A 24898-nucleotide genomic window follows, 5' to 3' on the forward strand; every position below is an offset into this window, starting at 1 on the left:
ATGCATAACACTAACGTTACCGTTGCTGACCAGAACACCGTTATTAACTCCAACGTGGCTTTGTTCGATTCCCAGTATCTGAACGCCATCAGCACGTTCGCGCAGATCATGGCGCAGGGAACTGCCACCGTTCCTAAACACTTGCAGGGCAATCAGGCCGACTGCATGGCTGTAGCGATGCAAGCAGCACAGTGGCAGATGAATCCCTTTGCCGTGGCGCAGAAGACGCACCTGATTAACGGTGTACTCGGGTATGAAGCGCAACTGGTTAATGCTGTGATTTCGCGCAGTGGCGTACTGGCCAGCCGCTTTGAATATGAATGGTACGGGCCATGGGAAAAGGTCGTTGGAAAATTCCATATCCGTAAAGGCGACAAAGGCGAGTACCGCGTCCCGGGCTGGACCCTGGCTGACGAAGCCGGGATCGGCATCATTATCAGCGCAACGCTAAAAGGCGAGGATAAACCGAGAGAACTCGATTTACTGCTGGCTCAGGCCCGTACCCGAAACTCTACACTTTGGGCTGACGACCCTCGCCAGCAGCTGGCGTACCTGGCTGTCAAACGTTGGGCGAGACTGTTCTGCCCGGATGTGATTCTGGGCGTTTATACCCCGGATGAACTGGATGATCGCCGTGAAGAACGAGAGGTAAACCCGGTACCGGCGCAGCACGTTAGCCTCGCTGATATTTCAGGTGACAACGTCACTACGACTCAAACGGCTCAGGAATCAGCTCAAAACATCGATGCGCTTGCTGATGATTTCCGTGACCGCATCGAGGCGGCTCAGGACGTGGATAGCGCTAAAGCTCTGCGCGCAGATATTGAAACCGTGAAAGCAACGCTGGGTTCTGCCCTGTTCACTGAGCTGAAAAACAAAGCCGTGAAGCGTTATTACCTGGTTGATGCTCGTAACAAAGTCGAAGCAGCCATCAATTCCTTGCCACCTTCAGATGATCCAGATGCAGCTGCTCGGTTCGCAGAGGTTGAGCGCGTTCTTGCATCGTCGAAACGCCATCTGGGCGACGAATTGCATGGTCAGTTCAGCATCACCCTGGCGGATATGAAACCGGAATACGTGGACTAACGAGATCGGGAGGGGAAACCCTCCTTCAAGGAGAAGAAATGCGACTGATTAATCGAGGCAGTAAGCAATCCCCTTTGGCTCGCCAGGCATGTGAAATCGCACTCGCAGCCCACCAGCAAAGATATGGCGACTATGGGCGCAGCAAGATGAAAGAGACTTATACGGTGAAGGTAGAAGGCGTGAAGGTCTGGGTCGAAGTAGTGAACTGCAAGGCGAGCTACGTGGCCACAGCACTGACCGGCATGCGCCGACTGCGTTCCCTGCCCGGCCAGGCAAACTGAAACTGAAATATCAACGTCTACAGACCGGCATATCTATACTCATGCCGGTTACCTGAGGTGAACCATGTCGCAGGTAATTTTTAACGAAGAATGGGTTGTTGGCGCAAGACTCACAGAAAAAACAGGCCTGACCGAACGACAGATTGAGAAGTATCGCCAGGGCTGTTGGGTGGAAGGTGTCCATTTTAAACGGGTTTCTCCTTCCGGAGAAAAAACCTTGCGTGGCACAACCTGGTACAACTATCCGAGAATTAATCAGTTAATAAGGGATGCGTAAGATGGCAGCTTTGCCTACAGGTGTCGAAATCAGAAACAATAAGATTTGTATCTGGTTTATGTACCGGGGAAAGCGTTGCCGTGAAATTCTCAAAGGTTGGATTAACACCCCGGCGAACATCAAAAAAGCCGGGAATCTTCGGGCTGTGATCGTTAGTGAGATCAACCTTGGAGAATTTGATTACCACCAGCGCTTTCCTTCATCGTCCAGAGCAAAAAAAACCGTAACCACTGTTTCAGTTCAAACCTTTTCAGAGCTGTGTGAACTGTGGACGAACATTAAAGAAACAGAAATTAGCGCGAATACCATGCGTAAGACTCGCTCACAACTCGGTACGTTAATGCACATCATCAACGGAGATACGCCTGTTTCAACTATACGCCACAGCGACATTCTGAAATACAGGAAGGAACTGTTGAACGGTGAGACACTTTACCTGGCAAATCCCAGAAGCAACAAACAGGGACGCACTGTGCGTACCGTGAACAACTATATATCGCTACTGTGCTCCCTGCTTCGGTTTGCATACAAATCTGGCTTTATCAGTGGCAAGCCCTTTGAAGGGATCAAGAAACTACACAAAGGGAAAGTAAAACCGGATCCTTTAACGAAGCAGGAGTTTAGTTTGCTTGCGGAATCCGAGCGCGGCCAGAGCCTCAATATGTGGACGTTCGCAGTTTATACCGGTGTCCGTCATGGGGAGCTTGCAGCTCTTGCCTGGGAAGATATCGACTGGGAAAAAGGTACGGCTCATATACAGCGCAATCTTAATGCGTTGGGCATGTTCGGCCCACCAAAAACCGAAGCAGGTAACCGGGTTATCACCCTATTAGAGCCGGCACTTGAAGCCTTGAAAGCACAGCGCAAGCTGACAGCGCGACAGCCTAAAACCGAAATTGTCTTTAATCATCGCGAGTATGGCGCAGTGGAACATCAAAGCCTGCGATTCGTTTTCATACCCCGGCTGCGCAAAGGAGAACAGAAAGCCTACTACTCTTTATCGAGCATCGGTGCGAGATTCAACGCAGCTGTAAAACGTGCTGGTATTCGCCGCCGGAATCCGTACCATACGCGGCATACTTTTGCCTGCTGGCTTTTATCTGCCGGCGCTAACCCGTCTTTCATAGCCAGCCAGATGGGGCATGAAAACGCGCAAATGGTTTATGAAGTCTACGGTGCGTGGATTGAAGAAATGAATGGCGAACAGGTGCTGATGCTTAACGATAAGCTCGCACGCTGAAAAATTTTTGCCCCTATTATGCCCCTATTGGCTCCGAAGGTAGTAATAAATGCAAGAAAATCAATCAAATATAAAGAAAGAGCAATACAACCTGAACAAACTGCAAAAGCGTCTGCGCCGTAACATTGGTGAAGCCATTGCAGACTTCAATATGATCGAAGAAGGCGACCGCATTATGGTCTGCCTGTCAGGTGGTAAAGACAGTTACACCATGCTGGAGATCCTGCGTAATCTTCAGCAAAGCGCGCCGGTGAAGTTTTCCCTGGTGGCGGTTAACCTCGATCAAAAGCAGCCTGGTTTCCCGGAACACATTCTGCCGGAATACCTGGAAAAACTGGGCGTTGAGTACAAAATCGTAGAAGAAAATACCTACGGGATTGTGAAAGAGAAGATCCCGGAAGGCAAAACCACCTGCTCACTCTGCTCTCGTCTTCGCCGCGGCATCCTGTACCGTACCGCGACAGAACTGGGTGCAACCAAAATCGCACTCGGCCATCACCGCGACGATATTCTGCAGACGCTGTTCCTGAACATGTTCTACGGCGGCAAGATGAAAGGCATGCCGCCAAAACTGATGAGCGATGACGGCAAACACATTGTGATCCGCCCGCTTGCCTACTGCCGCGAGAAAGATATCGAACGGTTCTCTCAGGCCAAAGGGTTCCCGATCATTCCATGTAACCTGTGCGGCTCTCAGCCGAACCTGCAGCGTCAGGTGATTGGTGACATGCTGCGTGACTGGGACAAACGCTACCCGGGCCGTATCGAAACCATGTTCAGCGCGATGCAGAACGTAGTGCCTTCTCACCTCGCGGACGTTGAGCTTTTCGATTTCAAAGGCATCAACCATGAGTCGGAAGTGGTGAATGGCGGCGATCTGGCGTTTGACCGGGAAGAGATCCCCGTGAAACCTGCTGGCTGGCAGCCAGAAGAAGATGACAATCAGTTTGAAGAACTGCGCCTGAATGTCGTAGAAGTGAAATAGTGAAATAACGCAAACGCGTCTCAGACCACCGTCTGAGACGCGTTTAAACCTTATTTCAGCAGACGAACGCGACAGGTTTTACCCTTGATTTTCCCGTTCTGCAGCTGTTTCCAGGCCTTATGGGCAACCGACTGGCGAACAGCAACATAAACATGTGCAGGATGTACCGCAATCTTACCGATATCCGCCCCATCCAGCCCCACGTCTCCGGTCAGCGCACCGAGCACATCACCCGGACGCATCTTGGCTTTTTTACCGCCATCAATACACAGCGTTGCCATTTCTGCTTCCAGCGGAACGAGACTGACATTGCCCGGTGCATTCACCCAGTTAAGCTTAATCTGCAGCATTTCAGACAGAATATTGGCGCGCTGCGCCTCTTCCGGTGCGCAGAAGCTGATGGCCAGACCGCTGTTTCCGGCACGCGCAGTACGGCCGATACGGTGAACGTGTACTTCAGGATCCCATGCCAGCTCGTAGTTCACGACCAGCTCAAGCGATTTAATATCCAGACCGCGCGCCGCCACGTCGGTGGCAACCAGCACGCGGGCACTGCCGTTGGCGAAACGGACCAGCGTCTGATCGCGATCGCGCTGTTCCAGATCGCCATGCAACGATAACGCGCTCTGCCCTGCGGCGTTCAGGGCGTCACAGACCGCCTGACAATCTTTTTTGGTGTTACAGAACACCACGCAGGAAGCGGGCTGATGCTGACTGAGCACCTTCTGCAGGAGCGCGATTTTTCCATGCTGGGACGTTTCATAAAACTGCTGCTCGATAGCAGGCAGCGCATCAACACTGTCAATTTCGATGGTGAGCGGATTTTTCTGCACGCGGCCACTGATTGCGGCGATCGCTTCAGGCCAGGTCGCCGAAAATAACAGCGTCTGACGGTCTGCAGGCGCGAAACGGATCACTTCATCGATAGCATCGCTGAAGCCCATATCCAGCATCCGGTCTGCTTCATCCATGACCAGCGTGTGTAATGCATCCAGCGAGACCGTACCTTTTTGCAGGTGATCGAGCAGTCGGCCAGGCGTCGCCACAATGATGTGTGGTGGATGCTGAAGCGAATCACGCTGTGCGCCAAACGGTTGTCCGCCACAGAGGGTTAAAATCTTGGTATTAGGCAGGAATCGCGCCAGACGACGCAGCTCGCCCGCGACCTGGTCCGCCAGTTCGCGGGTTGGGCACAGCACCAGAGACTGCGTCTGAAACAGCGCAGCATCAATATGCTGTAGCAGACCCAGACCGAAAGCCGCCGTTTTTCCGCTCCCTGTTTTAGCCTGAACGCGTACATCACGCCCCTCAAGAATGGCGGGCAATGCGGCCGCCTGAACAGGCGTCATGGTGAGGTATCCCAACTCGTTGAGGTTATCGAGTTGGGCGGCGGGCAGTACATTCAGGGTTGAAAAAGCGGTCACAATAGTCTCTCGTGGTCATCTTTGCGGTCAGATGGCGCGTATCCTCGCAGATCTCGGGGTTCGATGCGACAATTTAATCGGTTCTTCATCGGGCGGCGGGTCAGGCATGGGTTGCGGACGCGGAACAGGATCGGGCATCGGCGTCGGATCGGTGGGGATCGGATCGGACTGACGTGAATACTGCAGTTGCAGAGCGAGTAAGATGCTCATCATTCCCTCCAGGTTTTACTGACGTCCCTTTTAGGGTAGACGCTGGGGAACAGGAGGCAAAAAAAAGCCGACTAGTTAAGTCGGCGTCGTACGAATCAATTGTGCTATGCAGTAATTCAAAAAAGGAAGTAAGACAATATGGAGCGCAACGCCCATCGCTTGACGTTGCATTCACCTGCGGGAGTAATATTGCACCTTACGCGGTCATTGTTTATTGACTTCGCTCAATTAAAAGAGCGTTTTGATCTCCGTAAAAGCTGAAAAAAGCGTAAATTTACAGCCATTTACTACGATGCAACCACCATGCAACACCACCGATCAAAACAACTAACATGACGCAAAATGCGGTAAAGCCATAATGGGCCGCGCCGCCGGGAATTCCGCCCAGGTTCACGCCAAACAATCCCGTCAGGAATGTGCTCGGCAGAAAGACCATTGCCATCAGCGACATCGTATAGGTTCTTCTCGCCAGCGACTCCTGCATCACCTGCGCGATTTCATCCGCCATGACGCCCGTGCGGGCAATACAGGAATCGATTTCATCAAGTCCGCGGCCCAGCCTGTCGGCAATATCCTGCATTCGGCGTCGCTGATCGTCATTCATCCAGTTGAGCCTTTCGCTGGACAGACGCGCGTATACGTCCCGCTGTGGCGTCATATAGCGGCGCATGACTATTAACTGCTTACGCAGGAGCGCCAGAAAACCGCGCGGCGGGATCTGCTGATCGAGCAGGTTATCTTCGAGGTCGATGATTTTATCGTGCAGCTCTTCGATAAACTCACTCGCATGGTCAGTCAGCGCGTCGCAGACGTCCACCAGCCAGCTTCCGCAATCGGTCGGCCCGGTGCCCTCTTTCAGATCGTTCACAATGTCATCCAGCGCCAGAACTTTACGCTGACGGGTGGAGACAATCAGACCATCGTCCATATAAACACGCATCGCGACCAGCTGGTCAGGACGTTCATCGGTGCTGCCGTTAATGCAACGCAAAGTGATGAGCGTGCCGTCCCCCATTCTGCTCACGCGTGGCCGCAGGCTTTCACCCGCCAGCGCATCACGCACGTTGTTCGGCAGGAGCGGCGTCGTGGCCAGCCAGTCGGCACTGTCCGGATGGGTATAGTTAAGGTGTAGCCAGCAGGGATGCTCATTATCAATGACATCGTTGTCTTCCAGCGGTCGGGCACCGCCGCGACCATCCAGCACCCAGGCAAAAACTGCATCAGGAACGTTTAGTTCTGATCCTTTTATACTCTCCACCGCGCCTCCCCCTTTTCAGCTCTTTCGTTGTCAGTCTAGCTTTCATCAGGGGTTAAGCAACAACTATGTTTCGCATCGCGCTGAATTCGCTCAGGAAATAACCGTATTCCGCCAGGCGCCTTTTCAGACCGCACGGGAGGGTAATTCAGTGGCGAGAAGTCCGGATAAAAGAGCCCGGTTGACCAGGCTCTTTTCGTGCATCAGAGGGAGTGACCGGGACGCGAGTGGAATGACAGCGGGCCAGCATGAGAAGGCGTGGATTCAGCCTGATACCCCTTTTCGAGCCGGAAGTTACGCGTCCGCGCCTGCAGTTCACTCACCTGATTACGCAGTACATCAGAGGATCCGTTGAGTTCTTCTGCCATCGTAACGTTACTTTGCGTGACCCGTTCCAGCTCAGATAAGGCCAGCGTAATCTGGGAAATGCCTTTCTCCTGCTCTGACGTCGAGGTGAAAATGTCATCCATCAACTGGCTGACATTGCCGGAGCCGGTCACAATTTCTTGCATATTCTTTTCAGCTTCGGACACAACGGTCACGCCCTGAGTAACGTTATTGCTGGTCACTTCAATCAGCGTTTTGATGTTTTTGGCGGCATCCGCGCTGCGGTGGGCCAGGTTTCGCACCTCTTCTGCCACCACCGAAAACCCTTTTCCGTGGTCACCGGCTCTGGCCGCCTCAACGGCCGCGTTTAGCGCCAGGATATTCGTCTGGAAGGCAATGCCGTCGATCATTGAGATAATCTCCGTCATTTGCTGTGCACATTCGGTAATGGATTGCATATTGGTGGCCACCTGCCCCATCAACTCGCCACCTTTACGCGCCTGCAGTGTCGCCCTGTTTGCCTGCTCGCTGGCCAGTCGGGTGTTATCGGCATTATTTCGGGTACTTGCTGCCATCTGCTCCATGCTGGCAGCCGTTTGCACCAGCGATGCAGACTGCTGCTCTGTTTTCACCGAAAGCTGCGCGCTACGCGCGGAGAGTTGATCGGACAAGGTCATGGCGGTTTGCGACGAGGCCCTGATCTCGCGTACCAGGGTCGCGATGTTGCTGGAGAGGCTGTTAATCCCGGGGATTAAACGCCCTGCACAGTTATTGCCAAATTCAGGGATAATCACGCCAAGATTGCCTGCAGTCACTTCTTCAATACTTTTTTTCACAGTATTGATCGGCGTCACAAGATACTTTGTCATGTAGCCCCAGAGCAAAAATAGCGCAACGAAATTAATGATATTGAGTGAAATAAAGAGAGAGGATTTGCTGGAAAATAGAACAACGACACCTGCATCAACCAGGAAAAGACATAAAAGGAACCCGGCAATGAAGGTTCTGACACTAATATTTCTTAGCATGATTATATCCACGATTTTATATTTAGGTCGGCATTAAGATTTATAGCATTCGTGTTGTTGTTTGTCCTGACGAACAACGCTGGTTTCACCTTTCGCCGTTAGCCACCTGAGATTTAACTTAAGTCAGATAAAAACAGGGTATTAGTGAAAATGTTATATGCAGCATCCTGTGATACTGGTTTCCTGCCACTTTAAGCGATACCATCGCCTGCGATGAGACAATATGGCCGCGCTCATATTTAAGGAGCTTTGCTGCAATTATTCGCCTTTGTTTAGCAATGCTTAATAGGTGCCGGAAAGAATATATTTTATATTCACCGCCAGCCTTAACGTTTTAATATGACCGGTCGTTTTGCACGATACCTAACTCATATTATTTGAATGCGCATGTACGTTGCCAGTTAAAGACGTGCCCGGCAGGCGAAATCGGTAACCCTCTTTGGCGTGGGATTGCATAATGCTCAATATATCGTGGGACCCTGTGTTAATAGCCCTCTCGTATCTGGTGGCCTTTATCGCCTCATTTGTGGCCCTGGACAGCGCCGGAAAAATCCCGCTTTCCAGCCGTAAAACGGCGATGTTCTGGCGTATCGCCGGAGGCGTCACGCTTGGGATCGGGATCTGGTCAATGCACTTCATCGGCATGCTGTCGATGCAAATGCCGATGATAATGAGCTATAACCTCTGGTTAACCCTCGCCTCACTGGGCGTGGCGGTGGTTGCATCCACGGTCGCCATCAATATTGCCGTAACGGGTAAAACCCTTTCCCTTTTTCGATTGATCGTTGCCACGGTGCTCCTGAGCGCTGGCGTGGTCTGTATGCACTTTATCGGTATGGCCGCACTGATGCTGGACAGCCATATTCTCTGGGATCGACGCATTGTTGCCGTGTCCGTGTTGATTGCCGTTATGGCCTCCGGCGCGGCGCTGTGGCTGGCATTTCGCCTGCGGGATATGCGCAAAGGGGTGTTTATCAATCGTATTCTCGCGGCCTGCGTGCTGGGTGTCGCCATCTGCGCGATGCACTACACCGGCATGCATGCCGCCCATTTTCAGGAAATGACGCATACCCTGCCCGGTGGTATCAGCGAGCTGGGGTTATCGGTCTGGGTTTCTGTCACCACACTGTGCCTGCTCGGCGGTATGTTAATGATTTCGCTCATCGACTCGCACCGGCGGACGAACCGACTGACCGACAACCTACGCCAGCTTAATCGTCAGCTTGAACTGCAGGCGCGGTTTGATGCGCTCACCGGTCTCGCTAATCGCCACCAGATGGACATTCGGATGCAGGATTGCCTGCGCAGCGCATTGCTCAGCAAGAAGCCATTCGCCGTGATTTTCCTCAACGTCGATCATTTCAAACGCATCAACGATACCTGGGGCCACAACACCGGGGATGAGTTGTTAATCTCTCTCGCGCAGCGCATTACCGCCCGCCTTACCCGCGAGATGACCCTCGCCAGGCTTGGCGGCGACGCCTTTATCCTGCTGGTTCCCGAGTGTGACGACGATAAACTCAACCCGCTGCTCACGACATTGCTGGAGGATATGCGCCGCCCGTTTTCACTTTGTGGGCACACGCTGAGCACAACAATCAGCGCGGGTGTCAGCCTCTACCCGCAGGATGGCGAGACGCTGCATGAGCTGAAGCTAAAAGCCGATGCGGCCCTGAATCGCGTCAAAGAGGATGGACGAAACGGCTGGGCCGTCTACCGGAACGAGATGTCAACGGCCATTCCGGCCAACCCCGGCTTCCTGCAGGAGTTAACTCAGGCGCTGGAACGCGATCAGTTTGAACTGTGGTATCAGCCGACCTGGCATGCAAAAGACACCACTATTCACGGTTTTGAAGCCCTTCTGCGCTGGCGGCACCCTGAGCAAGGGGTGTTGCTACCTAATCTGTTTTTACCGTCGCTGGAACAAACGGGGCTGATCATCCCGGTGGGGAACTGGGCGATTGAAGCGGCATGCCGTCAGCTTCATTTCTGGACAGAACAAGGTTTCAGCCAGTGGACATTGTCCTTTAACCTCTCCCCCGTCCAGTTCGAACAGCCGGATATCTTCCACATCATTTCGTCGATGTTGCATAAATATAATCTGTCGCCCTCCCGGCTTATCCTTGAGGTGACAGAAAGTACCGCACTGAAAAATCTCGACCGCAGTATTGAATTACTCAATGCGTTCAATCAAGCCGGGATTACCGTCTCGATTGATGATTTTGGCACCGGCTATTCCAACCTGTTGATGTTGAGCGTTCTGCCCGCTAAAGAGCTAAAAATCGACAAGAGCTTTGTGCACTCGATGCTGGTAAATGAAAAAAGCCGCAAGCTGGTGGAAACCATTATCAATATCGCCCGGACCATGGAAATGAATGTGGTTGCGGAAGGGATCGAGACGGAAGAACAACAGATGGTACTGACGGACCTCGGCTGTGATTACCTGCAGGGGTTCCTTTTCTCCCGTCCTTTACCTGCCGAACAGGTTCCCTGGCTGCTGCTGCAAAAAAACTCAGACAAACAAATTATACCCATTGGTAAAATTCATGCGGAACCCGCATATATTTCACAAAAAAATCATGCCTGACCGGGTTAAGTAGAGTATGTTTCAAAGGAGTCCACTCCCGTTAATTCTGTCATGATCCTCAGGCACATTGTGCCGATGTACAGGAATACGCTATGTCGCAAAATTGTTTTGATGAGCTGAATTTAATTAAAACCCCCGTGTGGCTCATTTCACCTGCTTCAGAACAGATCATTTTTGCAAATGTGGCCGCCGCTCAGATCATGGGCGATAAAACCCTGGATGACCTACGCAAAGGTATCTATTCCGCCAATGCGCATCACGTGCTGTCGATGTATGTGCCTGAACTGAAGAGTGAGCAGGAGATCGTCGAAATCTGGACCATCTCCCGCGATGGACATGAAACCGCGCTGAGCTGCCGTCTCTCGCTTGCCCATTTCGTGCCCCAGGGGAATGTTATTGTTTTTGAAGGGCTGACGCAGCAGGTTCTCTCCGGGCTTAAGGCCAGCCGCTCCGCGACCTACCAGCGCAAAAAACAGGGATTTTACGCGCGCTTTTTCCTGACCAACAGCGCGCCAATGCTGCTTATCGATCCGTCCCGGGATGGCCAGATTGTGGATGCCAATCTGGCGGCGCTGACTTTTTACGGTTATGCGCATGATGAAATGTGCAGAAAACATACCTGGGAAATCAATACGCTGGGGCGGGATGTGATCCCCGTGATGACAGAGATTGCCGCGTTGCCGGGCGGCCATAAGCCCCTCAACTTTATCCACCGTCTGGCCGATGGCTCCACCCGCCATGTTCAGACCTATGCCGGGCCGATTGAAATTTACGGCGACAAATTGATGTTGTGCATTATCCACGATATCACCGAGCAAAAAAGGCTGGAGCAGGAGCTGGAACACGCAGCACTGCGTGATTCCATGACGGGCCTGCTCAACCGGCGTCAGTTCTATATCATCACCGACCAGGCCAACACCCATCATCTTCCCGCGCAGCAGCAATTTAGCCTGCTGCTGGTGGATACCGATCACTTCAAAAATATCAACGACCTCTTCGGCCACCTGAAAGGTGATGAGGTACTGATCTCGCTCTCGCGCACGCTGGAAGCCTGTAGCCGCAAAGAGGACCTGGTCTTCCGCTGGGGCGGTGAGGAGTTCGTCATCCTGCTGCCGCGCACCCCGCTCGACACCGCCCTGCAAATCGCCGAAACTGTGCGCGATGCGGTCGCCCGCATCACGATCCCGGGTTTACCTCGCTTCACCGTCAGCATTGGCGTGGCGCGACATAATCCGGGCGAGAGTATGGATGAGCTGTTTAAACGTGTGGACGATGCGCTTTATCGCGCCAAAAGTGATGGGCGCAATAAAGTCCTGGCGGCATGAAACTGGTGTATCTCCGTAAGCCCCGTTACAATGCCCCTCTAGAATAAATGGACCACAGGTGGGTAGATGTGCAATGGGAAAAACAGAAATAATACTCACCATAATTATTTTATTCGTTATTATATTTGGCTTCTGGTTTATTTTCAGCGGTGAGATCTGGTTTCTGGTGGAATACCTTGAGAACAGTATCTACCCCACCTTCGATGCGCTATGACGCATGTTTAATTCCTTGTTTCACCTACCGAATTTGTCAGGTATCAGCACCGGTAAGAGGTGCGTAAAATACGCAACGTTATCCTCCAACAAGTTGATAACGAATCATTAAATCATTTGCTTATTTCGCCCGTTCTCTGACGGGCTTTTTTTTATTTCCGGCAATTTAGCTGTGCCAGGCTATATCTTAAACATCGTTAAACCTAAAGGTGAGAAATGATGAGCAAGAAGATCCTGATGTTGGTCGGCGATTACGCCGAAGATTATGAAACAATGGTGCCCTTTCAGGCTTTACAAATGATTGGCCATCAGGTGGACGCCGTCTGCCCGGACAAATCCCGTGGCGACTACATCATGACGGCGATCCATGATTTCGACGGTGCCCAGACCTACAGTGAAAAGCCGGGCCACCGTTTTATCCTCAATGCCGATTTTTCCGCCGTAAAAGAGCAGGATTATGACGCGCTGCTAATCCCGGGTGGACGAGCCCCTGAATATCTCCGGCTAAATGATGACGTGCTGAAACTGGTGCAGGCCTTCGACGCCGCGCGCAAACCGATTGCTGCGGTTTGCCACGGACCGCAACTGCTCGCTGCTGCCGGCATATTAAAAGGACGAACCTGTAGCGCCTATCCCGCCTGTGCGCCTGAAGTCCGCCTCGGCGGCGGGCACTATGCCAATATCGGTATCGATCAGGCGCACGTAGACGGTAACCTGGTCACTGCCCCCGCCTGGCCTGCGCATCCGCAATGGCTGGCGAAATTCAGTGCATTGTTAGAATAACAGTGCACTGTTCCCGCCAGCAGCGCCTGGCGGGAGCAATCCGCTGGGAATAATGTGTCGCCCGGCAATTTAGCGATCCTGCCGCTCCCACTGCGCTTCCCGCTCACGCGCTTTTCTGCGGGCTTCCTCTTTTTCACGATACAGTGGCGGATAGTAGATGTTCCCCCAGTCCCATTTACCGAACCAGAGACTCATCAGCGTACTAAAGATGATAATAAGTACGGTATAAAACAGAACGATTCCGCTTTCACCGCCGTGGCTGAACAGATCGATGACCAGCGAATGCTGCGCGTCGCTAAACCACTGCGGATGGTCATCAAGCATCATGAAAAACAGGATCCCAAAGAGTAAATCCCCGACTTTAAATCGCTCATGAAATTTCGTGCGCCAGTTTGCATTATGTTTTTCATAATAATTAAGCAGGAACTGGTTGTTTTCCTTCAACGCTAAATCAAGTACTTCGCCTGAAGGAACTTCACCCGACCTCTTCTGATAATCACTCTGCGCGCGCAAGAAATCCGGGAAGATTCTGCTGTAGATGAGCTCATTAAGTAATAGCCTGACGATATTGGCTATAAAAGGCATCAGGGTGGTGGCAATCAAACCTAAGGCAGCGAGCGCCACGCAGAAAAAACCCAGATGTTCGGTCCAGTTAAGTGTCTGAACAGGCCAGGTCAACATTCCTTGCCCGCTGTATACCAACAGCGCCAGATCGGCGAAAAGGACAATATAGATGAAGCGGATAATCCATTGCCATTCCCAGATTTTATCCATAATCCCTAACCCTGCCGGGAAAGACGCTTTCTCTTTCTTTTCATCCGTCATCATTTACCTCCCCTTTGACTCACGGAACAAACATCCCTCGTTCAATAAAGAAAAACTGGCGCAAATGCGCCAGCTCTGAATTTAACGTTTACAACGAAGCCCGTCGGTTACCGGCTCGTCAGTGTTTCTCAATATACATCGTCCGGCTATAAGCCACGTCTTCCGGGTTATTAATGGGGTAACCTTTCACCCATGGTTTGATCAGGCGGCCGTTGGTGTACTGGTAAATAGGTGCGATTGGCGCTTTTTCCGTGAGGATTTTCTCCGCCATGTTGTAGTCTGCGTTACGGGCTTTCGCCGTGTTTTCGAGCGTCGCCTGATGGATAATTTTATCGTACGCCGGATCGTTGAAACGCGAGATATTGCCGCTGTGGGTTGAGGTCAATAACGACAGGAAGGTCGATGGCTCATTGTAATCCCCGACCCATGACGCGCGGATCACATCGAAATTACCGGTATTACGGCTATCGATGTAGGTTTTCCACTCCTGATTTTGCAGTTTGACGTCAACGCCGAGGTTTTTCTTCCACATCGAGGCCACCGCAATCGCGATTTTCTGATGGTTTTCTGACGTGTTGTACAACAGGTTCAGCTTCAGCGGGCGCTGAGGGCCATAGCCCGCGGCCTGAAGCAGCGTTTTCGCCTGGGCATTAAGTTCCTGCTGTGACATCTGCTCAAATGGCGAGGTTTCTGGCGTAAACCCTGCCGTCACGTCTGGCGTGAAATGCCAGGCGGGCTTCTCACCGGTTCCTAACACTTTGTCCGCCATGATGCGGCGATCGATGGTCATGCTCAGGGCGAGACGTACACGGGCATCGGCCGTGGGTCCTTTTTGCGTATTAAACGCATAGTAATAGGTGCCCAGCTGAGGCGGTGTATACACCTGTCCCGGAATGTCCTTGAGCAGCTTCTGATACATGTTTTTCGGGAACGATTCGGTGATATCAATATCATCCGCCAGATAGCGTTTAGTGGCCGAGGATTCCTGGTTAATCGGTATGAACGTCACTTTTTGCAGGACGGTTTTGGCGTTATCCCAGTAGTGTGTATTCGGCACCACAACCAGTTTTTCATTCACCACGCGATCTTTCAGAACGTAGGCGCCATTTCCGACCAGAGCCCCCGGACGCGTCCACTCTTTTCCGCTCTCCACATTGGCCTTTTGCACCGGATAGAAGGCAAAGTTTGCCGTCAGATTGCTAAACCACGGCAGCGGTTTATCCAGCTGCACACGTAAGGTTTTTGCATCTACGGCCGTCACGCCCAGCGTATCTGGCGCGGCTTTACCATCAATTATCGCCTGTGCGTTATGGATACCCGCCAGCGCCGCAAACCAGGCAAACGGAGACGTGGTTTTCGGATCAACCAGACGCTGCCAGCTGTAGACAAAATCCTGAGCGGTAACTGGCGAACCGTCAGACCATTTCGCGTTATCACGTAAGGAGAAGGTCCAGATACGGTTATCATTACTCTGCCAGCGCGTCGCCACGCCTGGGGTCAGTTCACCTTTCTCATTCTGATTAACCAGTCCTTCAAAAAGGTCGCGAATGACCTGTATCTCGGGTAATCCCACGGCTTTTGCCGGATCAAGGGAAGCCGGCTCATCTTTAATGTGTCTGACCAGCTCCTGTTTTTGCGCCAGTACCGTGCCCTGTGGCACATCAGCGGCGTACGAAAGTGAAGAGAGTCCGCACAGCAACAGTGCAGTACAGAGACGCGAAACAGGATGCTTCATAAGATCCCCTTTTATGAATTCAGGTAATAAGCAGATGCGTAATTATTTGTTTCGACAATGAGAATTGCAAATACCTTCCTCCGGAAAGTTGATATCCGGCAATTTTCCCGCCATACGGAAACTATTTGATTAACCGCGAGTTTTGCACAACACTGCCAGTAGATACTTCTTTATCAGGATTTCCTATGGCAATCACCCGACCCAGAGCGGAACGCGGCGCCTTCCCGCCAGGTGCAGAGCAGTATGGCCGTTCATTTTTAGGCGCATCGCTGATTTGGTTTCCGGCCCCCGATGCCGATCGCAACAGCGGCTTAATCATTGCCGGCACGCACGGCGACGAGAACTCTTCTGTCGTCACGCTCTCGTGCGCGCTGCGCACGTTGACCCCCAGCTTACGACGTCATCACGTGATTCTGGCCGTCAACCCGGATGGGTGTCAGCTTGGGTTACGCGCCAATGCGCGGGGCATCGATTTAAACCGTAATTTCCCTGCAGCAAACTGGCGCGCCGGTGAAACGGTTTATCGCTGGAATAGCTCCGCCGAAGAGCGTGACGTTGTCTTACTGACCGGCGACACGCCGGGCTCGGAGTCGGAAACACAGGCGCTGTGCCAGTTAATCCATAAGATCCACCCGGCCTGGGTTGTCACCTTTCACGATCCGCTGGCCTGCATCGAAGATCCGCGGCACACCGAGCTGGGTGAATGGCTGGCGAATGCTTTCGCCCTGCCGCTTGTCTCCAGCGTGGGCTATGAAACCCCTGGCTCATTCGGCAGCTGGTGTGCCGACCTGGGATTACCTTGCATCACCGCGGAATTCCCGCCGATATCGTCAGACGAAGCCAGCGAAAAATATTTAAAGGCCATGGTGGAGCTTCTGCGCTGGCAGCCTCAAAAATGAAGGACGCCGCTGGTAAACGTGAGTGCCGGTGAAACGTCAACCGCCAGCCATGTCGGGCCATCAAGATCGGCAAAACTGACATGATTTACCAGCGGCAGCGCCGCGTTGATCGCCCGGGATGTACACAGCATGCATCCCAGCATGATTGAAAACCCCTGCGCCTGCGCCTGTTCTGCCAGTGCCAGCGCCTCTGTCAGCCCGCCGGTCTTGTCGAGTTTGATATTGACCATCTCGTAACGGCCTTGCAGTTCAACCAGGCTATCGCGCGTATGGCAGCTTTCATCCGCGCAGATGGGCAGCGGGTGGATAAAATTCTTCAGCGCCGCATCATCCTGTGCCGGCAGAGGCTGTTCCAGCATGGCCACGCCCAGGTCGGCCAGCAGCTGACATCGTGCGGCAAGGCCTTCGGGATGCCATGACTCATTCGCATCCACAATTAACGTGGCTGTCGGGACTGCCGAGCGGATAGCGACCATACGCTCGCTGATCAGACGATCGTCAAGCTTCACCTTTAACAGCGTCGCCCCCGCATCAAAGAGCGCTTTTGCGCTGGCGGCCATGTGTTCAGGCTCGCCAATCACCACCGTTTGCGCCGTGACAACCGATGTCGGCAACGTGACGCCTAGCAGCGTGGTCAGCGAGGTTTGCTGTTTGGCAGCCTCCAGACTCCAGAGTGCGCAGTCAATCGCATTACGCGCCGCGCCGGCGGGTATACGCTGCTGTAACGCCTCGCGGGTGAGCCCTTTTTCCAGATCGGGAACGAGCGTCATGATAAGTGCCATTACCGACGCCAGACTTTCGCCATAGCGCGGGTACGGCGTGCATTCGCCGACGCCCTTAATGCCATCCTCTTCTATCTCCACCACGACCACACTGGCTTCGCTTCGACTGCCGCGGGAGATCACAAACGGGGTATGCAATGGCCAAGCTTCTTCATAGACCTTAACGCTTCTCATCACTGACTCCTTGCGGCCCGGAAAGGCGAAAAAATTGGTTTGCCGTGTTATCCGCTGATGGCATACACTAGCCCCGACGTTAACTATATGTAAACAGGAAGATATCTATGTCACAACTCGTTCATTTCCAGGGCAACCCGGTTACTGTTGCAGGTTCCATTCCACAGGCTGGCAGCAAAGCACAGGCTTTTACTCTGGTGGCTAAAGATCTGTCTGACGTCACACTGTCTCAGTTTGCTGGCAAACGCAAAGTCCTGAACATTTTCCCAAGCATCGACACCGGCGTCTGTGCTGCATCCGTGCGCAAATTCAACCAGCTGGCGACGGAAATGGATAACACCGTTGTGCTGTGTATTTCTGCCGACCTGCCGTTCGCCCAGTCCCGTTTCTGCGGTGCTGAAGGTCTGAGCAACGTCATTACCCTCTCCACCCTGCGCAGCCCGGATTTCCTGGAAAACTACGGCGTGAGCATCGCGGAAGGCCCACTGAAAGGCCTGGCAGCGCGCGCTGTACTGGTTATCGATGAAAATGACAACGTCGTCTTCAGCGAACTGGTTAACGAAATCACCACCGAGCCAGATTACACTGCCGCGCTGGACGTGTTGAAAGCATAATGAATGCTTAGCATTCTATATAGCTTAGCAATCTAATGAAATAACAGGGTTTATTTCTCTTTGCAGGCTCTGGAAGACGACACATGACAAACCTCGCACTGGCGGGGTTTTTTATTCCCTTTAAGCTGAATCGTTAAAGCTAAACCCTTCACCGTTCACATTTACTGTGCAAATAATTGTATTGAAGTTAACTTAATTGCGATCTTATTCTCATATTAGACCTTAAATATTCATATTTTCTTCCCCAGTGAAGCACATCACATTTCCCTTCAGGTCAAAACATTAGATTTGCTGACGAAAGCCAATAATCGTTTCAGCAAAAAGGGAAGGATATGAAAATTAAACTGGCTATTACGCTCCTTGCGGCTTTGATTTCGGGTCATGCTGCGGCGAAAACCTGGGTGCTGACAAGCGCTGAAAGCGGCGTGGAGAAAGGAAACTGGAAAATAACGAGCGATGAGCTGAAGGTAAAAGATCAGGCGTTCAGCATTGAACAAAAAGTGTTGCACGGTGGGAAACAGGAAGGCAGCAAAATCCTTGTTATCAGCAGTAAAAGTGGCCTGACCATTACCTTAAGCCCCTCTCGCGGCATGAACCTGCTCCATGTGGAAGGCTTCGGCACCAGAATGGGCTGGGATTCCCCGGTAAAAGAGGTCGTGAACCCGGCATATATTAATCTGGAAAGTCGCAACGGGCTTGGCTGGCTGGAAGGTTTCAACGAGATGATGGTGCGCTGTGGCTATGAGTGGACGGGGCATCCGGTCACGGCTGACGGCCAAATCTACACGCTTCACGGCAAGGCGGGCAATACGCCTGTATCGCAGGTTGAAGTGGAGGTGGCTGACGCCGCCCCCCATGAAATTCGAATTCGCGGTTTGATTAAAGAGAGCACGTTCAAAAAAGCAGATTTGCAGACCATGACCGAACTGCGCTACGTCCCAGGAACCAACCAGTTCAGTTTGCATGATGTTCTGACAAACCATGCCGATTACCCGCATGATTATCAAATCATCTACCACAGCAACTTTGGTACCCCGATCCTCGAAGAAGGTGCGCGCTTCCTTGCCCCGGTCGCGAGCGTCAGTCCATTCAATGACTACGCGAAAGCCGGTGTCAACGACTGGCAGACCTATGCCGGGCCAACGAAAGGCTTTGATGAGATGGTGTTTAACCTCAAACCGCTTGCGGATAACAACCACGAAACCCTCGCGGCCGTGGTGAATAAAGCCGGTGATAAAGGGGCGTCCATTCAGTTTGATACCCGCCAGTTGCCGGTGCTGACCTTATGGAAAAACACCGACACCCTGAAGCAAGGTTATGTCACCGGTATTGAGCCGGGTACCAGCTACGCTTACCCGGTCACCATTGAGCGCGAACAAAAACGCGTTAAGCAATTGCAACCGGGAGCCAGCACACAGTTTGATCTGACCTATACCCTGCTCCATAACCCGCAACAGGTGAAAGACGTGGAGAATCGAATTGCATCGATTCAGGGAGAGACAAAGGTCGACATTAATAGCACCCCTATCGCAAAAGAATGAGTAAAAAAAAGCCTCTTTACAGAGGCTTTTTACCGTTATTCGTCACCCTTCTTCTGATTCAAACCATACTCTCGCAACTTATTGGCAATCGCCGTGTGTGAAACGCCAAGGCGTTTTGCCAGCTTACGGGTGCTTGGATAGCTACGGTATAGTTGCGTCAGCACGGAGCGCTCAAAACGGCTGGTAATGTCATCCAGCGAACCTTCCATCGCCTCTTCACCTACTGACACCGTCCCGGCATCGTAATCCGGTAACAGAATATCCTGCGGACGCAGTTCATAACCTTCCAGCTGCGTCAGTGCGCGGTAAACGGCGTTCTTGAGCTGGCGAATGTTGCCCGGCCAGCCGTAGCGCATGAGCACCGTGCCGAGATCGGCTGAAAGCTTCGGACGCGGTACCCCCTGCTCGTCGGCAAAGCGCGCCACAAAGAGTTCGGTCAGCGGCATGATATCCTGCGGGCAATCGCGCAGCGGTGGGATATTCAGGGTCAGGACATTCAGGCGGTAGTAGAGATCCTCGCGGAATACCCCTTTTTGCACCAGTTCGACCAGGTTTTTCTGCGTCGCACAAATCACACGCACATCCACATGAACTTCGTGATCCTCGCCTACGCGGCGGAACGTGCCATCATTGAGGAAGCGCAGCAGCTTGGCCTGCATGCGTGGCGACATTTCACCAATCTCGTCCAGCAGCACGGAACCGCCGTTAGCCTGCTCGAAGAACCCTTTCTTACCTTCCGGCGCGTGACCAAATAATTCGCTTTCGACGGCATCTTCCGGAATCGAGGCGCAGTTAAGGGCCAGATACGGTTTTGCCGCTCGCGGGCTGGCCAGATGCACAGCATGCGCCAGCAGGTCCTTCCCGGTACCGGTATCGCCGGTAATCAGCAGTGGCGCGGTCAGACTCGCGAGTTTGCGCGCCTGGTCCACCACATGCCGCATTTTCGGGCTGACGGCAATAATCTGGCTGAATGCCCCCACATCCTGACTGGAGATATTTTGCAGCTGACGGCCCATGCGCACGGTGGAACGCAGCATGATCACGGCACCGATCAGAACGCGCGCGTCGGCCTCGCCTTTCAGATAGACCGGCGTTATCTCCATTAAGAAATTCTGTCCGTGGATAACCACATGCTCGCTGTGGGTGTTCTGCGGGTTGCTGTCCAGCCAGCGCTGGAAGTTAAAGCCGGGAATCAACTGTGCTGCGTTGTGGTTGCTGAGTTTTTCCTGACTCTGCGCGAACAGCTGGCAGCTGGCATGGTTAACACGCTCAACCTTACTTTTTAAATCCAGGGAGAGGAAAGGCTCTGGCATGGCTTCAAGCAATGCGCTCAATGCCAGATGCTCACGCTCCGACGGCATCCAGGGGATGGTGCGTACATCCGTAACGCCAGCGATACGGCGTATTTCTGCCATCAGGCTACTGAACGTATTAAATTCAATTTCGGCAAAATTGAGGTAAATTCGCCCGACAGGATCGATCTCAATGCCACGTAAATCAATGCTACGTAAAACAAGAAGATCGAGTAATTCGCGGGTCAGACCGAGACGGTCTTCACAGAAGACTTCAAGACGCATGGGAAATTCACCGTTTTAAGCCAATAACATTAAAATGATATGTCAGAACACGGTGATCGGGAAGATGGCTGTCAACAAATATTGACAGCCAGCACGATTAATGACCAAACCGGCTACTGAACCGGTTTTTTATTGAGCGTCTCTTTGAGCTGACCGATTAACTCACGTCGGAAATCCCCCAATCGCGGCTTATCGCCATCAATCCACGGCAGTGGACGGCACACTTCCATCGCTTTGATGCCCAGACGGGCGGTCAACAAACCGGCACCAATACCCTGCGCGGCACGGGCAGAGAGACGCGCCGCCAGATCCTGCGACATCCAGTCCATCCCCACTTCCCGCACCAGCTCGCTTGCTCCTGCAAAGGCGATGTTGAGCAATACCAGACGGAACAAGCGAAGGCGGCTGTAGTACCCCAGCTCAATACCGTATAAAGCAGCAATCCGGTTAATCAGACGCAGGTTACGCCAGGCGATAAACGCCATATCCACCAGCGCCAGAGGGCTGACGGCAATCATCAGGGTTGATTCCGCAGCAGAGCGGCTGATTTCGCGCCGCGCCTGGGCATCCAGCACCGGCTGCACCATGTGGGAATACAGCGTCACCACTTCACGATCGTTCTGGGTTTCATGGATAGCGGCATACCAGCGCTGAAGCGCCGGGTGTGACTGGTCAATACCCGCCTGACTGGCCAGCTTTTCACAAAACGCGCGGCCTTTGCCGGTTCCGTGACTGTGGAGCAGATCCCGCGCTTCATCACGCTCATGGGCGCGCTGTCGCAGGCGCCACAGGCGACGCCACTCGGTCGCAACAGACCCGACACCCGCCCCCACAATCAGAGCACCGGCAGCGCAGCCGCCCAACGCGACCCAGTCCTGGGTTTGCCAGGCGTTGACCGCCCACTGGACGCCTTGCCCAACCACGCTGACGCCAAACAATGCCAGCCCGGCAGTCACCATCTTTCGCCACAGGCTGCGTTTTGGGCGTAGCGCGGCTTCCACGACCGCTTCAGCCGGCCCCTCTTCAACAAGCAGCTCTTCGGTCAGCGCCGGGGCAAAATTATCTGCCTGCGGGCCATTAAACGTCTGCGCGGTTTTAAACGCCTCCGGGTGCTCTTGCTCAAGCGTTCCGGTAAAATCAATGCGCGGTTTTAACGGTTCCGTCATCGCAATTTATCTCCAATCAAAAACTCCAGCGCCGCATCCAGACGGATATGCGGTAACGGCTGATCGACCGTCATGGCCTGCGGGCGGAAGGCTTCAAACTGGAAGCCCTGGTTCTGCCAGAAGGCCGGCCCCGGAAGGCGGGCGGGCACTTCGCCCGGATAGACAGTAAGCGGTTCGCCATCGCTGAGACGATTCCCGCGCAATGCCGGTATTTTCTCGCCATTAAGGTCAATCAACCCACTCTGTGTCGCCTGTACGGAAGCCAGTCCAAGGCAATCCATGCTGATCCCTTCGAACGCGGCATTCTGCCAGGCGTCCTGCACCAGTTGCTGCAGCAGCGACACCATATTGGCATGCTGATCGACCGTCACATGATCGGCTTTTGTAGCCGCAAACAGCAGCTTGTCGATAACGGGTGAGAAGAGACGGCGAAACAGCGTGCGCTGCCCGTAGTGAAAACTTTGCATTAACTGTGTCAGCGCCAGGCGCATATCGTTGAAGGCCTGCGGCCCGCTGTTCAGCGGTTGCAGGCAATCCACCAGCACAATCTGGCGATCAAAACGTAAAAAGTGGTTTTTATAAAAACCTTTCACCACTTTTTCACAGTAGTAATTGTAACGCTCGCGCAGCATTCCGGCGTTAGTGTGTTTGTCCACCTGGGCCAGTTTTGACTCCCCGATGCCATCCACGTCCGGCCACGGGAAAAACTGCAGCGCAGGTGCGCCCGCCAAATCTCCCGGCAGCACAAAACGGCCCGGCTGGATGAAATGCAGCCCTTCCTGCTTACACTGATGCAGATACTCCGTCCAGGCCTCGGCAATCGCCGCCAGCCGGTTTTCATCGGCAGGCGCCAGCGGATCCAGGCCTTCGCACAGTTTTCGCCATTTCGTCGACCACTCGGCGCGGTTGCCCTGCAACAGCCCCGTCATCTGCCGTGACCAGCTGAGATAGTCCTGTGCCAGCATAGGTAAATCGAGCAACCACTCACCGGGGTAATCCACAATTTCCAGATACAGGGTGGAGGTATCCTTGAAGTGGCGCATCAGGGATTCATTAGAGCGAAAACGCAGCGCAAGGCGAATTTCACTCACCCCGCGCGTCGGCGTCGGCCAGGTGGGCGGTTCACCATAAAGCTGTGCCAGCCCTTCATCATAGGTAAAGCGGGGAATGCCAAAATCGCGCTGAGGCACACGTTTAACCCCCAGCAGGCGCTCTTCCCGCACGGCGCTCAGCAGCGGCAGCCGCGCCCCACTGTGCAGGTTAAGCAGCTGGTTCACCATCGCGGTGATAAACGCCGTCTTGCCGCTGCGGCTCAGCCCCGTCACCGCCAGACGCAGATGACGGTCAACGCCACGGTTCACCAGTGAATTGAGTTCGTTCTTAAGTCGCTTCATCGCCGTCCTTCATTGCCCGGAAGCCTCAAATACATTGCTTCAGAATACAATAAATGGGGGCAGATCGTTGATTATCAATTCTTATTTATTGCTATTGCCGTTTTCTCTCCAGTAAGATGAACGACATTGCTGTTAGTCAGGAGTGAGTAAGGTGTATGTCACCCACCATCTATGATATCGCACGGGTTGCCGGCGTTTCGAAATCAACCGTCTCCCGCGTTCTGAATAAACAAACGAATATTTCTCCTGAAGCGCGTGAAAAAGTGTTGAAGGCGATTGACGAATTAAATTATCAACCCAATAAACTCGCCCGCGCCCTGACCTCTTCTGGCTTCGACGCCATTATGGTTATTTCGACACGCTCGACGAAAACCACCGCCGGCAACCCTTTTTTCTCTGATGTTCTGCATGCCATTACAGCCAAAGCTGAAGAGGAAGGTTTTGACGTTATTTTGCAAACCTCGAAAAGCAGTGAAGACGATCTGCTGAAATGCGAAAGTAAAATAAAACAAAAAATGATTAAAGGGATCATCATGCTGAGCTCACCGGCAAATGAATCCTTTTTCACAACGCTGGATGCTTATGGCGTACCGGTGGTCGTCATCGGGAAAGTCGAAGGTGATTTTCAGAATATTTACTCGGTCGACACGGATAATTTTCACGACAGCGCCACGCTAACAGAAACCTTTATTAAAAATGGCCGACGTAACATTGCCTGTCTGCATGCGCCGCTCAATTATCATGTTTCGATTGATCGTCTTGCCGGTTATAAATCAAGCCTTGCAAAGCACGGCATCGCCATTAACCCGGCGTGGATCATCGATGGCGGATATACCCATGAAAGCGCGCTTGCCGCGGCCACAGAATTGCTCTCCTCGGCCACGCCACCTGATGCGGTATTTGCCACCGACAGCATGAAGTTACTCAGCCTTTATCGCGCGGCGGATACTCTGGATCTGAGGATCCCCGAGCAGGTTGTGATTGCAGGATACAGTGACCCGATGCTCTCCCTCATTTTAACGCCAGCACCCGGGGGTTTTGATATCCCAACCCGCAAGCTGGGTGAAGAGAGCTGCAATCTTCTTTTCAGGCGTATCGCCGGTCAGCCTGCGCCACAAAAAGTGCTTGTCGATACCCATTTTACGTTAGCGCCCTCTCTTCGTTAAAACC

General features: G+C 53.0%; 23 protein-coding genes. 13 read left to right on the top strand and 10 right to left on the bottom strand.

The genetic code is table 11. The features are described from left to right. From HV242_RS11895 to ttcA, 5 genes are all read left to right on the top strand, one after another. Positions 1-1086 carry a RecT family recombinase gene (locus tag HV242_RS11895; protein ID WP_079230945.1) on the top strand — a complete coding sequence of 362 codons (1086 nt, stop codon included), beginning with the start codon at positions 1-3 and terminating at the stop codon, positions 1084-1086. A 38-nt stretch (positions 1087-1124) separates the two neighbouring features. Then, positions 1125-1367 (top strand): DUF4060 family protein, encoded by a 243-nt coding sequence (locus HV242_RS11900; protein ID WP_079230944.1) that lies wholly within the window; start codon positions 1125-1127, stop codon positions 1365-1367. A 64-nt stretch (positions 1368-1431) separates the two neighbouring features. Further along, the gene (gene xisR / locus HV242_RS11905; RefSeq protein ID WP_014884030.1) at positions 1432-1644 is read left to right on the top strand and encodes an excisionase family protein; all 213 of its coding nucleotides are present in this window, start codon (positions 1432-1434) and stop codon (positions 1642-1644) included. A gap of 1 nt (position 1645) precedes the next feature. Continuing rightward, positions 1646-2884: a site-specific integrase gene (locus tag HV242_RS11910; protein ID WP_044859198.1), complete on the top strand. Its 1239-nt coding sequence runs from the start codon at positions 1646-1648 to the stop codon at positions 2882-2884. Positions 2885-2933: 49 nt separating this feature from the next. Next, positions 2934-3869 carry a tRNA 2-thiocytidine(32) synthetase TtcA gene (ttcA, locus tag HV242_RS11915; protein ID WP_181616725.1) on the top strand — a complete coding sequence of 312 codons (936 nt, stop codon included), beginning with the start codon at positions 2934-2936 and terminating at the stop codon, positions 3867-3869. 50 nt (positions 3870-3919) lie between these two features. Here ttcA and dbpA read toward each other — a convergent pair whose 3' ends face one another. From dbpA to HV242_RS11930, 4 genes are all read right to left on the bottom strand, one after another. Further along, positions 3920-5293 carry an ATP-dependent RNA helicase DbpA gene (gene dbpA / locus HV242_RS11920; protein ID WP_014170312.1) on the bottom strand — a complete coding sequence of 458 codons (1374 nt, stop codon included), beginning with the start codon at positions 5291-5293 and terminating at the stop codon, positions 3920-3922. Positions 5294-5320: 27 nt separating this feature from the next. Beyond that, positions 5321-5503, bottom strand: a complete 183-nt coding sequence (gene ynaL, locus HV242_RS24485) for a proline-rich small protein YnaL (protein ID WP_020882481.1) — start codon at positions 5501-5503, stop codon at positions 5321-5323. A gap of 274 nt (positions 5504-5777) precedes the next feature. Beyond that, positions 5778-6761 (bottom strand): zinc transporter ZntB, encoded by a 984-nt coding sequence (zntB, locus tag HV242_RS11925; protein ID WP_014170313.1) that lies wholly within the window; start codon positions 6759-6761, stop codon positions 5778-5780. 200 nt (positions 6762-6961) lie between these two features. After that, entirely contained in the window at positions 6962-8113 is a 1152-nt protein-coding gene (locus tag HV242_RS11930) for a methyl-accepting chemotaxis protein (protein ID WP_062777995.1), read from the bottom strand. A 457-nt stretch (positions 8114-8570) separates the two neighbouring features. On the opposite strand from HV242_RS11930, the gene HV242_RS11935 reads away from it, so the two are divergent. The 4 genes from HV242_RS11935 (at position 8571) to HV242_RS11950 (ending at position 13021) form a co-directional block, all read left to right on the top strand. Further along, positions 8571-10700 carry a putative bifunctional diguanylate cyclase/phosphodiesterase gene (locus HV242_RS11935; protein WP_050736874.1) on the top strand — a complete coding sequence of 710 codons (2130 nt, stop codon included), beginning with the start codon at positions 8571-8573 and terminating at the stop codon, positions 10698-10700. A gap of 92 nt (positions 10701-10792) precedes the next feature. After that, complete coding sequence (locus tag HV242_RS11940) at positions 10793-12025, top strand: sensor domain-containing diguanylate cyclase (protein ID WP_063858665.1); 1233 nt, start codon at positions 10793-10795, stop codon at positions 12023-12025. Between the two features lie 73 nt (positions 12026-12098). Beyond that, positions 12099-12239: an Ecr family regulatory small membrane protein gene (locus HV242_RS11945; RefSeq protein WP_020882478.1), complete on the top strand. Its 141-nt coding sequence runs from the start codon at positions 12099-12101 to the stop codon at positions 12237-12239. A 218-nt stretch (positions 12240-12457) separates the two neighbouring features. Then, on the top strand, positions 12458-13021 hold the full coding sequence (locus tag HV242_RS11950) for a DJ-1/PfpI family protein (RefSeq protein ID WP_025204027.1): 564 nt from the start codon (positions 12458-12460) through the stop codon (positions 13019-13021). Positions 13022-13090: 69 nt separating this feature from the next. On the opposite strand, the gene HV242_RS11955 is transcribed toward HV242_RS11950, so the two are convergent. Both HV242_RS11955 and HV242_RS11960 read right to left on the bottom strand, forming a co-directional pair. Beyond that, positions 13091-13795: a hypothetical protein gene (locus HV242_RS11955; RefSeq protein WP_237766311.1), complete on the bottom strand. Its 705-nt coding sequence runs from the start codon at positions 13793-13795 to the stop codon at positions 13091-13093. A 169-nt stretch (positions 13796-13964) separates the two neighbouring features. Then, entirely contained in the window at positions 13965-15581 is a 1617-nt protein-coding gene (locus tag HV242_RS11960) for a peptide ABC transporter substrate-binding protein (RefSeq protein WP_014170320.1), read from the bottom strand. A gap of 185 nt (positions 15582-15766) precedes the next feature. On the opposite strand from HV242_RS11960, the gene mpaA reads away from it, so the two are divergent. Further along, the gene (gene mpaA, locus HV242_RS11965) at positions 15767-16480 is read left to right on the top strand and encodes a murein tripeptide amidase MpaA (protein ID WP_050736877.1); all 714 of its coding nucleotides are present in this window, start codon (positions 15767-15769) and stop codon (positions 16478-16480) included. Here mpaA and ycjG read toward each other — a convergent pair. After that, the gene (gene ycjG, locus HV242_RS11970) at positions 16471-17436 is read right to left on the bottom strand and encodes an L-Ala-D/L-Glu epimerase (RefSeq protein WP_032678269.1); all 966 of its coding nucleotides are present in this window, start codon (positions 17434-17436) and stop codon (positions 16471-16473) included. The two genes, mpaA and ycjG, sit on opposite strands and share 10 nt — an antisense overlap. Positions 17437-17543: 107 nt before the next feature. On the opposite strand from ycjG, the gene tpx reads away from it, so the two are divergent. Beyond that, positions 17544-18050 (top strand): thiol peroxidase, encoded by a 507-nt coding sequence (tpx, locus tag HV242_RS11975; RefSeq protein ID WP_020882472.1) that lies wholly within the window; start codon positions 17544-17546, stop codon positions 18048-18050. Between the two features lie 332 nt (positions 18051-18382). Next, positions 18383-19591 carry an aldose 1-epimerase family protein gene (locus HV242_RS11980; RefSeq protein ID WP_014170324.1) on the top strand — a complete coding sequence of 403 codons (1209 nt, stop codon included), beginning with the start codon at positions 18383-18385 and terminating at the stop codon, positions 19589-19591. A gap of 35 nt (positions 19592-19626) precedes the next feature. Here the strand turns inward: HV242_RS11980 and tyrR are convergent, their stop codons facing one another. The 3 genes from tyrR to HV242_RS11995 form a co-directional block, all read right to left on the bottom strand. Beyond that, on the bottom strand, positions 19627-21168 hold the full coding sequence (gene tyrR, locus HV242_RS11985) for a transcriptional regulator TyrR (protein ID WP_063858664.1): 1542 nt from the start codon (positions 21166-21168) through the stop codon (positions 19627-19629). Positions 21169-21281: 113 nt separating this feature from the next. Then, on the bottom strand, positions 21282-22334 hold the full coding sequence (locus tag HV242_RS11990; protein WP_020882470.1) for a YcjF family protein: 1053 nt from the start codon (positions 22332-22334) through the stop codon (positions 21282-21284). Further along, positions 22331-23728 carry a YcjX family GTP-binding protein gene (locus tag HV242_RS11995; protein ID WP_025204023.1) on the bottom strand — a complete coding sequence of 466 codons (1398 nt, stop codon included), beginning with the start codon at positions 23726-23728 and terminating at the stop codon, positions 22331-22333. Before HV242_RS11995 ends, HV242_RS11990 begins: the two co-directional genes overlap by 4 nt. A gap of 155 nt (positions 23729-23883) precedes the next feature. Here HV242_RS11995 and HV242_RS12000 point away from each other — a divergent pair, with 155 nt between their 5' ends. Beyond that, the gene (locus tag HV242_RS12000; RefSeq protein WP_044867528.1) at positions 23884-24894 is read left to right on the top strand and encodes a LacI family DNA-binding transcriptional regulator; all 1011 of its coding nucleotides are present in this window, start codon (positions 23884-23886) and stop codon (positions 24892-24894) included. Positions 24895-24898 lie beyond the last annotated feature (4 nt).

It is taken from the genome of Enterobacter sp. RHBSTW-00593, assembly GCF_013784105.1.
GTDB lineage: Bacteria > Pseudomonadota > Gammaproteobacteria > Enterobacterales > Enterobacteriaceae > Enterobacter > Enterobacter ludwigii.